Origin of the sequence: Shewanella sp. KCT (assembly GCF_007636505.1) — a bacterium.
In the GTDB taxonomy this organism is placed as follows: Bacteria; Pseudomonadota; Gammaproteobacteria; order Enterobacterales; family Shewanellaceae; genus Shewanella; species Shewanella halotolerans.
The window spans coordinates 1-16,847 of sequence record NZ_LVDJ01000003.1; the positions used below are offsets into that span (position 1 = coordinate 1).

The following is a 16,847-nucleotide window of genomic DNA, read 5'->3' on the forward strand; positions in this document are numbered from 1 at the left end:
CCGCCATTCAATCGAGCTACTGCATAAAGACCCTCAACGGCCATTGAGGGTGGGCCTCCAATTTACCCTAAAATGGAACAGGATTAACCATACAAGTTGCTCAAGTTTGTTCGTAAACTCACTGGGACAATTAACAGTTGGCTTGGCGCTTCGCGCAAGTATAGCCAACAGTCAATTACCCCTTAGCAAAGCGTTAACTCATAGAAATTTTTATCTGAAACTCACAAGTTAGAGTTAAGACTTTAACTCGAGAATGTCCAAGAATGTTTTTAAAGCTTGGCTGTGCAATAACGTTAAATCGAAGAGACTATAGATACTGGTGTAAACACATTTGTGAACTTCCTAGGCTGGGTCGAAAATGTTCCCTGATACTTTTTGGCATTCCTTCCATCCTTGGAGGTCATATGCTCTCGTCGAGCTCACATGGAAGTGCTTGAACAACATCTTTGTCTAATGGTCTGTTTGGCGTCCATGTCTCTCGTTAATAGGCACGAAGCTGCGCTTTACTCATCGAGTCACAAATGTGTTTGCACATAAAGCTTGCCGCAGGCAATTCAAGACCTTGAAGGTAAACGCTACCCTCAGCGAAGTAAAAATCTATACAGCAAGATGTTGCAAGCCCGAATGTCAGTCCTTCATTCGAAGGCAAACGTCAGTAAATTCAGGATAAAAAAAAGCGACCCTGATGAGGTCGCTTAAGTTCCAAATTCGGAATCTAAGGATAGTTGCGCTAGAAACTATCTAAAGGGAATGATGATGAACGGTAAACACACTGATGATTAATTAAGACCTGTCACTGGGATAACTAATCGATGCAAATTCTGTTCATATTATCAGAGTGCTTTCATCGGGATTAGTTCAGAAAAATTCTGAAATATTTTCATCTTTTTAAAAAACCTTATTAAATCAATAAAAAGCTTCATGTTTAGCACCGGCTAAAGTAGTCTGTTGCCTGACTCACTACTCATCTTTCGTCATCAATAAGGACATTGCGCCGACATGAAGTTCCCCCATCTGGTCACATCGCTGGCTATCTTCTTAATTTTCTCTATGGCCACTCAGGCGTCCACTCCGGTAGCGGTATCCGAGCAAGCGGCGCCCGGCTCTCTGGAGCTTAATTCAACGTCGCAAGCGCCTAAGGTAGAGATCCCCCGTACCGCTGTGTTCGAGCTGACCGATCCCGTGAGTAAGCGCATCTATCCGCTCTGGGTCAAGCTGCCGCGCTCTTATCAAGCCGATAGTACGAGACATTACCCTGTGGTCTATGTCTCCGATGCGCCCTATGCCTTTCAGATTGTCTCGGGCATGACCCGCTTCCCCATGAATAGCGGCAAGATGCGTGAGGCCATCATAGTCGGGCTCTCCTATGCTAAGGGGGACAAGGGGCCGCAGAGCCGGGTGCGCGACTATACGCCCTTTAACGATTCGAGCTGGAAGCTGGCAACCGGCGGCGCCAGTCGCTACGCCGATTATCTAGAGACTCAGGTGTTACCCTTCATGGCCGAACATTATCGGGTGGATGACAAGGAGCGCATCTTTGTGGGCAACTCCCTCGGCGGCCTGCTTGGGGCCTACCTGCTACTGGAGAAGCCGAATCTGTTTGATAACTATGTGCTGGGCAGCCCCTCGGTGTGGTTTAACGGCGAGCAGCTGTTATCCCTGACGGCAAAGCCGAGAGCCGATGATAAACAGGCGCGGCGAGTGTTCCTGGCGGTCGGCGCACTGGAGACACCTGCTAAGGCGGGGATGCAACACGACATGGTCGCCGGGGCGGATAAACTTGGTCGCCATATAAGGCGCCAGCTGGGGGATAACTTGGTACTCGAGACCATTATCATAGCGGGGGCGCGCCACGAAACCGCCTTTCCCACCACTGCAAGCCAAGGCCTCTATTGGCTCTTGGCGCGCGATGGAGAAGGCAGTACTCAGTAGGAAGCTCGGCTTTAAGAGGCTTGTTTAGCTGTGCTGGTGGCATTCAGCGCCTTAAGCCAGGCCTGAAACTCCGCATCCATGCTGCTGCCCCACTGCTTTACCAATGCCTGATATCTTGGGTAATCGCCCTTGCGGGTAAAGCCCAGCATGGTGTCTATCTTGTCTTTGTGACGCTCCATCATGAAGCGCACCGCCAGATAGCCCCAGCGATAGACGCGATCTGTGCCGCCGTTGTGCTCGTAGCTGGTGTTAAACAATTCACTGAGCTCGAAGTGCTGTTTGGCGATGATGGCGATGGCCGCCGGGTTGTTGTCTCCCTGAGAGATATATTCCCCTAATCCTTCGCTCCACCACACTAGGTGAGGCAGCAGCGGCGCTGGCTCAGGGCAATACTCGGGGGCGCTGTGGGAGTCGTGCAGCGAGGCGCAAAAGTCGCCATAGAGATTGAAGTGACCATCCAGGTAATGCACATACTCGTGGGCCAGATTCCAGATCTGTCCGCCGCGCTCATAGGCGACAAACTCTGCCTGATTTCCTGCCTGGTGGGGGAGTCCTTCCAGGAACATACCGCCGTTGTCGCTGGGCACGTCGAAATGTGCCGTGACATAGCGGGTATAGTCGTCGCGGCTGTGATAAACATTGGCGCGCATGCGTTGGTTGTTGTCATTGGCGACCGGCTTGCCTTGGGTGCCAAATAGTTGGTGGAACTTGGCTTCCTGCTTCTGCATCAGGGCGCAGGCCTGGGTTATCTGCTCTGTTGTAAGCGCCTGGGAGCGAATGGTGATGGTGGGGCTGCAGTCGTGGTTTTGGCTTAATACGGCTTGCAAGGGCGCAACCGGCGAGGTTTCGCCTGCCTGTAGGGCAAAGCTGGTCAGCAGGGGCAGGGCAACCACAAAACCTATGAGAGATGATTGAGACACAGAGGTTTCCTTATTGTTATTTTTGTATAAAATATCCCGATTGTTTCACCTTCATTCATCGAAGTCAATTTCTACGCAGATTGTATAGGCGGTCCGTATAGGCCGTTTGCTTAGCCCGTTTGTAATGGCCATTTGTTTGAGCCAATCGCCTTAGGTTTTATTTAGTCAGGTCGCTATATCGGGTGGCCATGACATTCTTGGCCTGCGGGACTAAAATGGCACCAGCCCTCCATCATAAAAAAGGAATCCTTGTGGTCACTCAGTGGGATAATCAACAAGATCATCATTCGTTTGCCAATGTGGACGCCCTGCGGGTCACGCATTTGAGCCTGGCCCTCGAGGTCGATTTTGCGGCGCAGCAACTCAAAGGTAGCGCCCGGCTTAACTTAGACTATCGCGAGCAAGATTGCCGTATCCTCTATCTGGATACCCGCGAGCTTACCATCACCGGTGTGCAGGACGAGGCCGGCAATGCCTTGGTCTATCGACTGGATAAGCAAGATGCGGTGCGCGGGCAGCGCCTGGTGATCGAACTGAGCTCGCCAAGTAAACAGGTCACAGTGCAGTATCACACCTCGCCCGCAGCTCAGGGGCTGCAGTGGCTGTCACCGGAGCAGACCAGTGGTAAGCAGTTGCCGTTTCTCTTCAGTCAGTCGCAGCCCATTAATGCCCGCAGCTGGATCCCATTGCAAGACAGCCCCAAGGCGAGAATCACCTTCGATGCCAAGATCACTGTGCCGCCTGGGATGCGCGCCGTGATGAGCGCCATGAACCACGGTGATGCGCCGTTAACGGGTGAATTTAGCTTCGAGATGGAAAAGCCTATACCGACTCATCTGCTGGCGATTGCCGTTGGGGATCTGCACTTTGGCGCCATAGGTTCGCGCACAGGCGTGTATGCCGAGCCCGAGGTGCTATCCGCGGCGCTGAAGGAATTTGAAGATACCGAGAAGATGGTGGAGATCGCCGAGTCCCTACTAGGCCCCTATGCCTGGGATCGCTACGACATGCTTATCCTACCGCCTAGCTTTCCCTTTGGCGGCATGGAAAACCCAAGGCTCGCCTTTATGACCCCCACACTGATCGCCGGCGATAAGAGCCTGGTCTCTACCGTCGCCCACGAGCTGGCCCACTCCTGGACCGGCAATCTGGTGAGCAACGCCACCTGGCGGGATCTCTGGCTAAATGAAGGCTTTACCACCTATTTCACTAACCGCATCGTCGAGGCCGTGTATGGTAAGGAACTGGCCGAGCTTGAGGTTGTGCTGGAATATGGCCGACTCAAAGAGGAGCTGGTCAGCATGCCACTCAAGGCGCAGACTCTGCCGGCCAATGTGCAGGCGGGTGACCCTAACGATGCCTTTAACCGCTTCACCTATGATAAGGCGTCCATGTTTGTTCACGAGCTGGAGCATCGTCTGGGGCGTGACGCCTTCGACCGTTTCCTGTTCGAGTATGTGAATCATTTTGCCTTCGAGGCGATCACCACTGAAACCTTCGTCGATTACGCCAGACAGACACTGCTTATCCAGCACGGCAATAAGATAACCGAGACCGAGTTGCTCGAGTGGGTCTATGGCGAGGGGATGCCCGCATGGTTCGTGCCGCCTAGCTCAGACAGTCTGGAGAAGGTCGATGCCCTGCGCGCCGCCTGGCTCGGTGGAGAGCCGATCAATAAGGCCAATACGGCCAATTGGCGGGTGCACCACTGGCAGTATTTCCTAAACAGCCTGCCCGAGGTACTCGAGCAAGAGGCGTTGATCGACTTAGATACCAGCTTCGATTTCAGCCGCAGCACCAATGCCGAGATCGCCTGTGACTGGTATCGGGTCGCCATACGTAATCATTACGATCCCGTACTGCCCTTCGTCGAGGCTTATCTGATGAAGATAGGGCGGGGGAAGTTTGTGCGTCCCCTGTATAACGAGTTGCTGCTGGCCGGCTACGGCGAGGAGCTGCGTCGCATCTATCAGAAGGCGAGGGCGGGTTACCATCCTTCGCTGTCGGTGCAGCTGGATAAACAGCTATTGCAGTAAGACAGATCGATTGCAGTAGAACGAAAGAAGTAGGATAAAAAAATGGCAACCCAAGGGGTTGCCACAACTATCTATTTGGAGAAAGAAATCTGTGCGCTAGCGAAATTTCTTGCCTCCTGAGACCAACTCAGTCTCGAAGGGAGATGATGAACAAACAATGATGAAAAATCTGTTACATCTCTTCAGAGTCACCAATATCGAGTTAGTTCCCCACGGTGCGACAATTAGTTAAAAAATTTTCGATAAAGGCCGATTTTTTCCTGTTAGCTGGGAAGCTAGGCGCCAAAGCGTCTAAATAGGCAAAAAAAATGGCAACCAAAGGTTGCCATGAATCAAATAAGTGTCGAGTCATAAACCTCAATGCGCTAGCGAGGTAGATGCTCTTGGGACCTAGAGGGTCACCAAAGGGAGATGATGATGAACAATGTAACTTGAGCCAGGTAAGCTTACCGAATTATTCGTTAGCTAAATTACCCAACCCGCTAATCCGTTCACTTATTCAGAGTCTCCCTTAGCAGATAAGTTCAATAAAGCTTGTAAAAAATTCAAATTTTTTTCCTATCCGTCGCCAAAGGGGCAATTTTAACCTTTTAGTATAGATGCCAGGTCGTCATCTTGCCGTCGGGAATAGGCATAAATTGCTCTGGGTGTTGGGCTGGAAGCTATAGGAATTTGAAACCTAATAGATTGATATGGATGATTTTTATAAAAAAAGGCAACCAAGGAGGTTGCCTGTCGATCCATCTAGATCTAGGGGGACTGCGCTAGAAGTCCCAGGGAGAATGATGAACATGAAAAAGCAAATCTTCGCGTTCAATAATTGGAGTTTTCAAACGTTAAAAAGTTCAAAAAATAACCAAAAATGTTTGAAAATATTTCCAACATTTTCCTATCTATTTGGATTGGCTCACTAAAGCAGCAATTTTTTCTGCCAAAGATTCAGGTTTTGTGGTGGGAGCGAAGCGTTCCAGCACACATCCGTGTCCGTCGACCAGGAACTTGGTGAAGTTCCATTTGATCGATTCGCTGCCAAGCACCCCCTTGGCTTCAGGCTTGAGATAACGATACAGAGGATGAGCCTTGTCGCCGTTCACCTCTATCTTGGCAAAGAGCGGGAAGCTGACGCCAAAGTTGAGTTCGCAGAACTGACTGATCTCGCTCTCATCTCCTTGCTCCTGCTGACCAAACTGGTTGCAGGGGAAGCCGAGCACGGCAAAATGCTCAGGCCCGAACTGCTCATACAGCGCCTGTAGCGCCTGATATTGAGGGGTGAAGCCACATTTACTGGCCGTGTTGACGATAAGCAGTACCTTACCTTTGTAATCCGCCATCGGCTGGGTGCTGCCATCGATGCGGGTGAGTGAAAAATCGTAAATCGACATAATAGGCGTCCTCCTGATGATGCTATAAGCCTAGCAATAAAATAGATTGTGCGCAATTTAAATTGCCGTTTCGAGGAGGATCAGTTCGCAGGAGCGTTAACCTGCTGCGGGTCGGCATCGAGCAGGCTTAGGTGACCTTTGTGTCTGACTCGATGGGCTTGTAAGTTCTATGGGGTGAATATGCAGCGAGTTTGTTAGTAATGCCTTTAAAAACAATTTGATGAAGTATATTTAATGGTGAGCAAAAATACAGTCTGATACCCTCTTGGCCGAATAAAAACCGTATTTTAAGGGGTGAAGATGAAAACCAAATTTGCGCTACTGCTCTTAGGCTCCTTGAGCCTCACGGCCCAGGCCAACGACTTTAATCTTGGAATAAATGATGATGTGATCTCTACGGATCTGCAGATGGATCTTAATCCGTCGGCCAATCTGGTGATGGGGTATCTATATTCCAATCATGAGGGGCACACTGTCTCGGCCGCGGCCCATATGAGTCACGATGCCGGGGCGCATCACTTCGAGGTAGGGCCAAAGTTTTCCCATTACTGGGCGAAAAACAGCAGCAATGGCAGCGTGGTGGCGATCGGTGGTCGTTACTCGTTAGATCTGGGCTCAAACATTGCCCTTAAAACCTCGGCCTACTATGCGCCTTCCGTGCTGAGTTTCGGCAGCGTCGATGGCCAGTACGAGCTGGATGGTAAGATCCAGTTTCAGGTTAATCCGAGCCTGGGACTGTTTGCCGGCTACCGTAACATACGCCTGCAGTACGATAATCGCCCCGATAACACCTTCGACAGTGGCTTCTATATCGGCGCCAGCGCCCACTTCTAATCGGCGATTAGCTGCTCGGCAAATTGGGTGAGCGTGGCCTCATGCTCACCCAAGCTTTCTCCTAAGCTAGGTATTTACTCAAGAGTGGCTAGCGCCAGATCTCTTCGTCAAACTCGTCATCATGGTCATAACGCTTTGGTTGGTTTGCCTGATGGCGGCGTCTCTGCTTGCTACGCTTGCTGCGTAGCTTATCCTGGGCATCAAATTCCCAAGTGGGTGTCTGCTCCGATGCCATCTCAAATTCATCATAGTGTGACATGATCTCACCTGTCTCTTGTGACTTATCTAATGTTACGAATCTTCTGTGATTAATCTTTTGTGGCGAGTTTTCAATGACTAATCTGCTGAGGCCAGTATCTTGTCATTAATCAAGCCGAAGTCGCATGGTAAGAAGCTAAGATGACGCTTAGGTGACAGAGATGAGACGAACAGGTGACACGTGCGCCGCCAGCGCACGGAGCAAGAGCCCTGAGCCAGAGCCCTGAGCCAGTGCACTGAGCCAGAGCCAGAGCCAGAGCACGGAGAAAGCGCTCTGAGAAAGCGCTCGGAGAAAGAGCACGCCGCAAGAGTGCGGCGCAGCGTGTTGAGAGACGGGGAAGACTACTCGCCCTGGCGGATCATCTTAGCGACAAACATGCCGTCGCTATCAGCCTGATAGGGCAGTACCGTCAGCATCTGTGTCGCCTCATTGGTGAAAGGATGGGTCAGTGTCTGCAGGCTGAAGTCGGGTCGTTTGGCCAGGAAGGCCTCGACCACCTCTTGGTTTTCCACCGGGCTGATAGAGCAGGTGGCATAGACCAGGACGCCGCCGGGTTTTACCGCCTCACAGGCGCGGCTTAATATATCCAGCTGCAGGCTCGCTTTATCTGTGATGGCACTGGCGTCATCCAGCCAGCGCATATCCGGGTTGCGTCGCCAGGTGCCGGTGCAGCTACAGGGGGCATCGACCAGCACGCCGTCGAAATGACCGGCGGCAACCGGCAGGGCACCCGACAGCCAGGGCTGGGTGCTGATCTGGCTAAAACCGGCGCGCTTGGCACGCTTAGTGAGTTCTTCGAGCGGTTTACGGCGAATGTCAGAGGCGACCAAGCTGCCGCTGGCCTCGCTATCTTGTTGCAACATCAGTGAGCGCAGCTGCAGACTCTTACCACCGGCGCCGCTACAGGCGTCCCACCAAGATTCATCGGCCTTGGGCGCGCAGATATTGCCTATCACCTGAGAGCCGAGATCCTGGATCTCCAGCTTACCCTCACCATAGAGCGCCACGCCATTGAGGTTGATGCTCTTATGGCCAAGGTTGATGGCATCTTTAAAGTAGTCGCTGCCGCTAGCCACTATCTCTTGCTCTGCCAACTTGGCCTTGGCCTTAGCCAGGGAGATCCCCTGCAGACGACCCCAGATAGGTGGGCGGCTGCTCAGGCTGCATACTAAGCGCTCTTGCATCTCGAGGTCTTGATCGAAATGGGCCCAGAACCAGTCCGGCGCCAGGGCAGTCAAGGGGAAGACTTGAACTGGGAAATTGGCCTCTAGCATGGCCTGCTTGATCTTAAGAGCGTCAGTATCTGAGCCAGAACCAGAACCTGAGTCTGCATGAGCAGTTATTGCTGGCTCATCTAAACTGGCAAACCCGCGCCAGGCCGAGACGATATCCTGCCAGGAATGAGCCTCCAGGGCGGCGGTCATGGCCAGCTGGGCAAACCACTGCTGGGTGATCGCCTGCTGGCTATCATCCTTTAACGGAATTAACTTGAGCCAGCCATGCCAGCGAAACAGGCCAAACAGGGTTTCGCGGATCACTCGCCTGTCTTTGGAGCCATGTTTCTTATGGGCGCGAAAATAGTCGGCCAGAATGCGATCGCAAGGCAGCTTACTCTGCAGGGTCTGACAAAATAGCTGATGTATGGTCAGGCTGTAACTCAGGGCGCGTTTCTCGGCGCCGCTTTGGGCGTTTAGCGCCTGATGAAGCTGCTCGCTGTCGATGCTGGCGACCGCCAGAGGAGCCTTGCTAGAGGTGGTTGCCGAAGTTGTGGAGTCGCCCATGAGTGTATGCCTAAGCTGAGATCTGTTTCTGAGGGCGCAAGTTTACCAGATGTCGGCATATTTGCTACCGCCGGGGCACGCGAAACGACCCATGAAGCCTTGGTTTTAGTCGCCAATCTCGCCTCATTCACACCGGCAGGTTATACCAATCACAGTAAGTATGTGATCAGAAATAGCGCAGGAAAAACGCTTGAGAACAAAGCAGGATTTTTAGATAAGTAGCTACTCTACAATTAAAAATGCTAATACAGTTATCGAGCGTTTTAACAAGCTAGAATGATCAATTACTTATTACGATTGGTATTAAGTTCGCCAGATGTCGAAAATCTGCAATAGCGCGAATCAGATGCTGGGTATCTTGATGCTACTCGACTATCGGAGGAACCCAAATGAGTACAAGTATCGATTACATGACGCTGGCGCCAGAAGCCCTGGGCATCTTATACAGCCAAGAAAACTATCTAAAGCAGGTGTTTAGTGACCATGAGAAGTTGGGGCTGGCGGAGCTTGAACTGTTGAAACTGCATATCTCTCAGACGAATGGCTGCGCCTTTTGTATTGAGATGCATACCAAGGTTGCCTTGGAGCTGGGCGTAAGTCTGGAGAAGATCGTCGGCCTCAGTGCCTGGCGTGGTCTACCCTATTACAGCGAGGCGGAGCGTGAGGCGTTCGCCTGGGCCGAGCAGCTGGCATTGCCGCACATTTCTATCGAGGCCCGTGAACAAGCGCGGCGCTATTTTGGCGACAAGCTGTTGGTCGATTTGACCTTGGGGATCAACGCGATCAATAGTTGGAATCGTCTCTGTAAGGCGCTCAAGCCTAGCCTTATCTAGGCAGACATGTTTGAGACCAGAATTTAAAGGGAGCAAACGTGAGCAGCGACTTAGACTTTCACCTCTTCTGCCCTAAGGGCGCGCTGTCTGACTTAGTTCAGGGGATCTGGTCAGTTTCGTGCCCGGCAGAGGCCGATGAGTTGCATGCCTGGCTCCATAGCGATGCGGCCAGCGGCCTGCTGATTAATCTTGGTGCGCCGCTGGGTTATGACGAGCAGGAGGTGCCCGCCGGAGTCTATCTCCTGCCCGTCAACAAGCAGACTACCAGGGTGACGCTGCCGCCCGGCGCCCAGGCCGTTGGCGTGCGTTTCCTGCCCGGCGCCGGGCGGGCCTGGATGATGGAGCGTTTCGCCTTCGAGCAGGGGAGGGAGGCCATTACGCCGCTCACCTCACACGCAGAACTTATGGCCTTGGCGGCATCGCTGCGCGAATGTCGTGGCCATCGTCAGCGGTTAAGCCTGACTTATCGCTGGCTGCGAGCCAATCAGACGCTAAACCAGCCATTGCCACGAGTGATCAACGAGGTATTGCAGGCGCTAGACAGGCCCGATGCCGACATGACGGCCTTTGACAATGGGGCCATGAGTCAGCGGCAGATAGAGAGGTATTTTCGCCGTTATCTCGAGATGACCCCCAAATATTATCAGCGGCTGATGCGGGCGAAGCAGACCCTGCTGGCCTTGAAACTCTCACCTCTGGCGCCCCTTGCCGATATCGCCTTAGCGCTTGGTTTTGCCGATCAGGCTCATATGACCCGGGAGCTGAAACAGCTGATTAAGATCACCCCCAAGCGTTATCGCCAGTGTCTGACTCAAGATGCCGGCTAAGGGCTGATGCCTAATGCCTAATGCCTAATGCCTAATGCCCAATACCCAATACCTAGTGCCTAGCGCCCCAAGCCTTCGTCGGCTTGTAAGCGTTGTGCTTAGCCCATCTTTCTCGATATTTAAAAAACCTCAGCATAGATAAGCCCTTGGCATTAGTGCAAAAGCAGCGCAAGTGATAAGCTTGTATTGCTTTTTTGCTAATAGAGCATGAGTCTGGAAAATATTTCTGGTATGGTGCGGCTGAAACGAGAGGAGATTATGGAAAAGTACGAACAACTACTGATTTCGCTGCGCCGTGTGATCCGCGCCATCGACATACATTCTCGCCAGCTGAATAAGCAGTCTGGCCTAACGGGCCCTCAGTTAATGGTGATGCAGACCATTGCCGCCTACGACCGTCCGCTGGCCAAGGAGATCGCTCAGGAAGTGGCTCTTAGCCCCGCCACGGTTGCCACCATTATCGACCGCCTCGAGGCGCGTGATCTGGTGGTGAGAACCCGTAGCGTGTCAGACAAGCGTAAGTGGCACCTGTCTCTCAGCGAGGCGGGCATCGAGATCTTAAAGGCCGCGCCTAAGCCGCTGCAGGATCACTTTATCAAGCGTTATCAAAACCTTGAAGACTGGGAGCAGAGCCAGTTGCTCTCGGCCGTCGAGCGTATTGCCTCCATGATGGATGCCCAGGAGCTGGATGCGGCCCCTGTACTCCTGGTGGGACAGATCCAGGCGGAAGAGTAACTCGTGTTGGGCGCGCCGCTACAAGACTCAGCATTACCGGGAGCAGGAATGCCAGGTTCACCCTTGCCAGGCTCTGAAACGTCAGCAGCGGCCGAGTTTAAGGTGGATAACTGCGCCTTGGTACTCGAAGGCGGTGGCCTGCGCGCCATCTATACTGCGGGCGTGCTCGATGCCTTCTTGGCTGCGGGGATCCATTTTCAGTATCTGGTGGGCGTATCCGCCGGCGCCATCTATCCAGCCTCCTATCTGTCGCGCCAGATGGGGCGTAACCTCACCATTCAACAGAATTTTCTTGCCGATAAGCGCTACATGGGGCTCAAGCACCTGCTGCGCACCGGCAACTATGTCAACACCGACTTTACCTATCGCCGTATGGCTCATGAGCTGGTGCCCTATGATTTCGACGCCTTCGCCAGTAGCGAGGCCGAGTTTAAGGTGGGCGCCTTTAACTGCCTGACAGGCGAGACCGACTTCTTCGGTATGGCGGACTTTGCCGATCACGATACCTTTCTCGAGGTGCTTATTGCTTCGAGCAGCCTGCCGTTTATCTCAAAACCTACCGTCATCGACGGCACGCCCTATCTCGATGGCGGCATAGGCGCGCCGATCCCTCTGGCACAGGCCCGTGAAGATGGCTTTAAGCGTCAGGTGGTGATCCTGACCCAGGAGCAGGACTATTGTAAATCGGCCTTCAAGGCCAAATGGCTGGCGAAGCGTCTCTATCGCCGTTATCCCAAGGTGGCCAGCGCCTTGCTCGCCCGCCACCAAGTCTACAATCAGGCGCTCGATGATTTGGCCAAGGCCCAGGCCGATGGCAGTGCCCTGGTGTTGCAGCCCGCCACGCCGCTGGGGCTATCGCGTCTGGAACGGGACGTGAGTAAGGTCGAAGCCGTCTATCGTCGCGGCCTTAGCGAGGGTGAAGCCTTTATCCCAAGCCTGTTGGCCTTTATCGCCAATAGCTAACTCTTCGTCGTCTGTTGCGATTCGTGTTCACTAGGTGAACCCTAATCTGTCTTAACCTTGCAGTCTTAACCTTGCAGTCTTAACCTTGTTCCTTTTGCTGTTTAACCTTTCTCTTTAATCCGCGCAGCTCTTTAGTCTCATGACGCATGTTTCAGGTTCATGGTTATGATTGATGGTTCATGCCTCTTGCCTCTTAGCTCAGGTTCATGGCTCAGGAATGGGGTTGACCTTTGGCGGTTTTACAAGCACTTTAAACGAGTGTTTATAATCATGATGTTAAAGGAGTCTCTATGGATAAGGCCAAGTATGCTCAAGGGTTAGCCATCAGGCGCGAGGTGATGGGTGATGAGTTTGTCGACAGGGCGCTGTCGTCGGCCAGCGATTTTACCCAGCCGCTGCAGGAGCTGGTGATCCGCAACGCCTGGGGCGAGGTGTGGGCCAGAGAGGGACTCGACAGACGCACCCGCAGCCTAATCACCATAGCCACCCTTGCTGCACTCAAGGCCTCCACCGAACTCAAGGGCCATGTACGCGGCGCGCTGCGTAACGGCTGCACCGTCGAGGAGATCCAGGAGGTGCTGCTGCATTCTACCGTCTACTGCGGCATGCCAGCTGGGGTTGAGGCGTTTCGCGCGGCGAATGAGGTGATTAGCGAGTGGTTGGAAGGAGAGTCATAAGGGGACTCTTGCCCTTTTGTTTCTGTTGTTGCGATTACCGGGATTGTTATTGGAAGGGGCGTTGAAGGTCGTACCTTCACTGTAACCTATAACCTGCGGTGGGTGCTGTGCATGGATGTAGCTATGTCGCGATCACATGGATGTGAAAGAGCGATGGATTTGCTCACACCTTTGTATGTTATCTCTTCGATTTTACGTTACTCATGCGAGTTGATGCTTTTACCGAAGTGCCTAATGAATGCAGGTATTTGGAAGGGGACTTCAAACCATAGCTTCATGATTATCTAACGCCTGCCCGGCGAGGGATGTGCAGATACACCTGTGAGACGCCGTGAATAAATCCCTTTAGGCTCTACCGAAACATCCCTGTTTCGGAAGCTCACCGGCGTATCTACACTCGGTATCTACCGTCTCTTCGATTGAGCCTCATCTATTTTTTACTGATACAAGTTATTAGTTTTAAGGAAAAAATGCATTTAAATGTGACATGTTATGTTGAATGACAACTAGAAGATAGATTAAAGTATCATCAATTAAGGACAGAGCTAGGCCACCTCGAATCAAACATCGACTACGCCATTCAGGGAATGAAAAAGCTACCTAGTATGTGTCAATCAAATCCCTTGAAAAGTTAACTCTAACCCTATTTATTATTGTTATGACGTACAATTAGGTAATGTTGATTTATATAGGTGGCATTATTCGCTAATAAGCGATAACCGTTAAGGGATAATATCGGAATATTATGAGTAGTAAAACGAATACATTTGAATTATTTAGGTATCAGATTCTTCCCGTTGACCGATACTTTCAAGGTGATTTCTTCAATGGAATTCATGATGTTGAAGAGTTGATAAAACACAAAAACAGGTTTTTTGCTGAAGCTTTGCAAGGTCAGGAAGACTTTTCAAATAAACGGCATAAGACTGTGGTAAAGCAATTACTTAATCACGATGATTTTTATTTATATCGAATAGCTCACAATAAGACCCTTCATAGGGAAACTCGTGACTTTAAAGACGAAACTATTGATAGTTGGCCATCGATCCTTGTAGCTATCTGGAACCACCCAGATAAGCAGTACATAGCTGTTCAAAAAAGAACGACTGCTTTTGCCAAATGTGAAACTGTAGCAAAGTTAATATTGGAAAAGTTAGAGCCGCAGTTGACTCATTTTCAACTTCGAGCGATATACGAACCATTATTTGAAAAACAAAAGTTTTGGACTCTATTAAGACAATACCGTGGAAAAGTAAAGTCAGTTGAATTTGAAATTATAACTCCAAATATGGCAAATATTTCAGGCACTCTACCGGATGATCTTAAGCTATTTGCTAAATGTACGAACTCTACAAGAAATAATTTAAAAATTGAATCTGAACCAGATTCTGCATTACATCTAGAAGAAGACAACTCTGCGTTGAAAGGTTTGGTTGACTATAGTAGTGAGGGGGGAGGTAATATTTCACTGAAGATAGATGGAATCAAGAAACTTCATCAGACTTCTCGAACAGTCAAAGAGATAACATTAGGTGATATGGAAATAACAGGTAACGCGGAACAAATTTCTAACTTATTGAAAGAGTTGCTTAAATGATTGGACACGTTGTGAAAACCACATTCATTGCCTTAGGTGTTGGCTTCATAGCTGAGCTGACTAATTCATGGCTGGGATCTGATTTTTTACATAAATTTCTGGCACAAAACCTAGTTACGATACTTATCGCTCTACTAGCTATCAATGCTACAACAATGGGGATAGTGCTAACAAAAGTACGTGAAATGGTAGACTCTAAAGGTAGTGCTGGTTGTTTCAAACGTACACGTGACCAAATGTTACTTTCAATCAAAGAACAAATTGCATTGATCGTTATAGCTATCGGCATACTCAGCATTAAAGGTTCAGAGCACATCATTGCAATAGATAACGTGGAACTACTTCTAAATGTTGTCATTATAGGTGTTTTTGTGTACTCACTTATGGTTCTTTATGATACTGCAAAGAGTGTGCTTATCATCATCGACTTTGACGGTTAACAAAGTCTTCAAGATTGGCTAGTAAACGCGTGCTGATTCGCCTACGCTCAAACATAGTGTGCGTTCCTACAAGGCGTATCGCGGCGCTAATTGAACGGCGAGCTTTGGCTTGGGCTCGCCTTGTTTGTTTTAGCCCTTTAGGACTGATGCTGTGTTAGCCGTTGACGGCTATGATCGACGGGCGTTGTTCCATCTTGTTGAGCCAGGCGGTGAGGTGGGGCTGGTCGTCGCTTGGGGTGATCTCCAGGTGTTTGATGAAGCTCATCATCACATAGGCGGTGATGTCGGCGATGGAGAAATTTTGTCCGGCGACAAAGGGCTGTTGGCCGAGCTGCTTCTCTAGCGTCGGCAGAAACTCTATCACGCGCTGGCGGGACTCTTGGCCCCATGCCTCGACGCAGCGCTCTCTGTCTTCATACACCTTGGTGATGTTTCTAAAGGCCTGGAAGGCGACGAACAGGCCTTGCAGCTCGCAGATCCGCTGCCACATCTCAACCTGAGCCTTCTCTAGCGGCGTGTCGCCAAACAGCGAGTGTGCTGGAGCAATGATCTCATCGAAGTAGCGGCAGATGGCCACAGATTCACACAGGGTCTGACCGTCGTCGAGTTCGAGTACCGGAATGCGGCCGTTGACGCTGATGGCCTTAAACTCATCACTCAGGTTGTCACCGGCGCGCAGGTTGAGGCTCTCACGCTCAAGATCTAGCTCTTGTTCGTTTAGACCAAGTTCCTTAAGGAAGATATTGACGCGTCTGGCGCTGGGGGTCATGGCTAATTCGTAGAGTTTCATCTATCCCTCTCTGACTCTTTTGGAAGTTGTTGTGGTGGCCTCAGTCGAAGGTTTTTGCTTTAACTGAACGCTCGTTTAGAATAGAATCTAATTCATAACTGAACGTTCGGTCAAGAAACTTGTTGCGAACACTTTTGACTAATATTGAGCAAAATCATCTATGGCGAGAAGTTGTAATTTTGATAGGCAGGAGAAGCTGGTAGAGGCAATGGAGCTCTTCTGGCAGAAAGGCTATGCCGATACCTCGGTGGCGGATCTGGTAGACCATCTTAAGATTAACCGCTTTAGCCTGTATAACAGCTTCGGTGACAAGCTGAGCCTGTATCGTGAGGCGCTGGCCTACTACTTCGATAACCATGCCATGCCCAATCTCACCCCCCTGTTTGTCGAGACGGCTGGCCTAGATGAGTTGGTGACCTATCTGGAGGAGTTTATCGTCAGGCAGTCTAACCAGCCCTTCGGCTGTTTCTTGCAAAATGCCGTGCTGGAAAAATACCTAAGCGATGAGGTGGTGCAGGGGATCTGTACTCGCCTGTTTGACGAGCTGCATCAGACCTTCGAGCGGGTGCTGCAAGGGGCGCAGCAACGCGGTGAGTTGTTGGCAGGTGTCCAATGTACGCAGCTGGCAAGCTTTCTGGTGATGCAGATGCAGGGAATACGTGTGCTGGGCAAGGCGAGGCAGCAGGCGCGTATCGCCCAGGCCCGTGAGGTGCTTATGGGTTATCTTAAATCGCTAGCTGTGAGTGGTTAGCTAAAGTTGCTCGCTAACTAGTTTGTTTAAGGCAATCGAATCAAGGCCTTACTAATGCTTTATCTCTGACGCTTCTAGTGCCTGTCGCCT

At 51.0% G+C, this 16,847-nt stretch carries 17 protein-coding genes; 12 read left to right on the plus strand and 5 right to left on the minus strand.

All coding sequences use genetic code 11. The features are described 5' to 3' along the window. The first annotated feature begins 999 nt into the window (after positions 1-999). Positions 1,000-1,932 (plus strand): alpha/beta hydrolase, encoded by a 933-nt coding sequence (locus tag AYI87_RS05005; protein ID WP_144200160.1) that lies wholly within the window; start codon positions 1,000-1,002, stop codon positions 1,930-1,932. 11 nt (positions 1,933-1,943) lie between these two features. On the opposite strand, the gene AYI87_RS05010 is transcribed toward AYI87_RS05005, so the two are convergent. Beyond that, positions 1,944-2,816, minus strand: a complete 873-nt coding sequence (locus AYI87_RS05010; RefSeq protein ID WP_409928963.1) for a collagenase — start codon at positions 2,814-2,816, stop codon at positions 1,944-1,946. Positions 2,817-3,067: 251 nt separating this feature from the next. Between AYI87_RS05010 and AYI87_RS05015 the strand changes: the two genes are divergently transcribed. Continuing rightward, complete coding sequence (locus tag AYI87_RS05015) at positions 3,068-4,888, plus strand: M1 family metallopeptidase (protein ID WP_144200162.1); 1,821 nt, start codon at positions 3,068-3,070, stop codon at positions 4,886-4,888. A gap of 893 nt (positions 4,889-5,781) precedes the next feature. Here the strand turns inward: AYI87_RS05015 and AYI87_RS05020 are convergent. Next, entirely contained in the window at positions 5,782-6,270 is a 489-nt protein-coding gene (locus AYI87_RS05020; protein WP_144200164.1) for a glutathione peroxidase, read from the minus strand. A gap of 300 nt (positions 6,271-6,570) precedes the next feature. Here AYI87_RS05020 and AYI87_RS05025 point away from each other — a divergent pair, with 300 nt between their 5' ends. Next, positions 6,571-7,104, plus strand: coding sequence for a YfaZ family outer membrane protein (locus tag AYI87_RS05025; RefSeq protein ID WP_144200166.1), 534 nt, complete (start codon positions 6,571-6,573; stop codon positions 7,102-7,104). Between the two features lie 88 nt (positions 7,105-7,192). Here AYI87_RS05025 and AYI87_RS21185 read toward each other — a convergent pair whose 3' ends face one another. Together AYI87_RS21185 and AYI87_RS05030 are read right to left on the minus strand one after the other, a co-directional pair. Further along, complete coding sequence (locus AYI87_RS21185; protein WP_186300559.1) at positions 7,193-7,363, minus strand: hypothetical protein; 171 nt, start codon at positions 7,361-7,363, stop codon at positions 7,193-7,195. Between the two features lie 341 nt (positions 7,364-7,704). After that, positions 7,705-9,144 (minus strand): RsmB/NOP family class I SAM-dependent RNA methyltransferase, encoded by a 1,440-nt coding sequence (locus AYI87_RS05030; RefSeq protein WP_144200168.1) that lies wholly within the window; start codon positions 9,142-9,144, stop codon positions 7,705-7,707. Positions 9,145-9,150: 6 nt separating this feature from the next. Here AYI87_RS05030 and AYI87_RS05035 point away from each other — a divergent pair, with 6 nt between their 5' ends. The 8 genes from AYI87_RS05035 to AYI87_RS05070 all read left to right on the plus strand — a co-directional run bounded on the left by AYI87_RS05035 (position 9,151) and on the right by AYI87_RS05070 (position 15,216). Then, positions 9,151-9,366: a hypothetical protein gene (locus tag AYI87_RS05035; RefSeq protein ID WP_144200170.1), complete on the plus strand. Its 216-nt coding sequence runs from the start codon at positions 9,151-9,153 to the stop codon at positions 9,364-9,366. 167 nt (positions 9,367-9,533) lie between these two features. Continuing rightward, the gene (locus tag AYI87_RS05040) at positions 9,534-9,977 is read left to right on the plus strand and encodes a carboxymuconolactone decarboxylase family protein (RefSeq protein WP_144200172.1); all 444 of its coding nucleotides are present in this window, start codon (positions 9,534-9,536) and stop codon (positions 9,975-9,977) included. 38 nt (positions 9,978-10,015) lie between these two features. Continuing rightward, on the plus strand, positions 10,016-10,804 hold the full coding sequence (locus AYI87_RS05045) for a helix-turn-helix domain-containing protein (protein WP_144200174.1): 789 nt from the start codon (positions 10,016-10,018) through the stop codon (positions 10,802-10,804). Positions 10,805-11,062: 258 nt separating this feature from the next. Further along, on the plus strand, positions 11,063-11,539 hold the full coding sequence (locus AYI87_RS05050) for a MarR family winged helix-turn-helix transcriptional regulator (RefSeq protein WP_144200176.1): 477 nt from the start codon (positions 11,063-11,065) through the stop codon (positions 11,537-11,539). A 102-nt stretch (positions 11,540-11,641) separates the two neighbouring features. Continuing rightward, positions 11,642-12,502: a patatin family protein gene (locus AYI87_RS05055; RefSeq protein ID WP_186300572.1), complete on the plus strand. Its 861-nt coding sequence runs from the start codon at positions 11,642-11,644 to the stop codon at positions 12,500-12,502. 290 nt (positions 12,503-12,792) lie between these two features. Further along, positions 12,793-13,179 (plus strand): carboxymuconolactone decarboxylase family protein, encoded by a 387-nt coding sequence (locus tag AYI87_RS05060; RefSeq protein ID WP_144200180.1) that lies wholly within the window; start codon positions 12,793-12,795, stop codon positions 13,177-13,179. 745 nt (positions 13,180-13,924) lie between these two features. Then, a complete protein-coding gene (locus AYI87_RS05065) occupies positions 13,925-14,776 on the plus strand; it encodes a hypothetical protein (protein WP_144200182.1) in 852 nt (283 codons plus the stop codon). An 11-nt stretch (positions 14,777-14,787) separates the two neighbouring features. Beyond that, on the plus strand, positions 14,788-15,216 hold the full coding sequence (locus tag AYI87_RS05070) for a hypothetical protein (RefSeq protein ID WP_260865078.1): 429 nt from the start codon (positions 14,788-14,790) through the stop codon (positions 15,214-15,216). Positions 15,217-15,370: 154 nt separating this feature from the next. Here the strand turns inward: AYI87_RS05070 and AYI87_RS05075 are convergent, their stop codons facing one another. Next, positions 15,371-16,006 carry a glutathione S-transferase gene (locus tag AYI87_RS05075; protein ID WP_144200186.1) on the minus strand — a complete coding sequence of 212 codons (636 nt, stop codon included), beginning with the start codon at positions 16,004-16,006 and terminating at the stop codon, positions 15,371-15,373. 160 nt (positions 16,007-16,166) lie between these two features. On the opposite strand from AYI87_RS05075, the gene AYI87_RS05080 reads away from it, so the two are divergent. After that, positions 16,167-16,757, plus strand: a complete 591-nt coding sequence (locus AYI87_RS05080; RefSeq protein WP_144200188.1) for a TetR/AcrR family transcriptional regulator — start codon at positions 16,167-16,169, stop codon at positions 16,755-16,757. Positions 16,758-16,847: the final 90 nt, after the last annotated feature.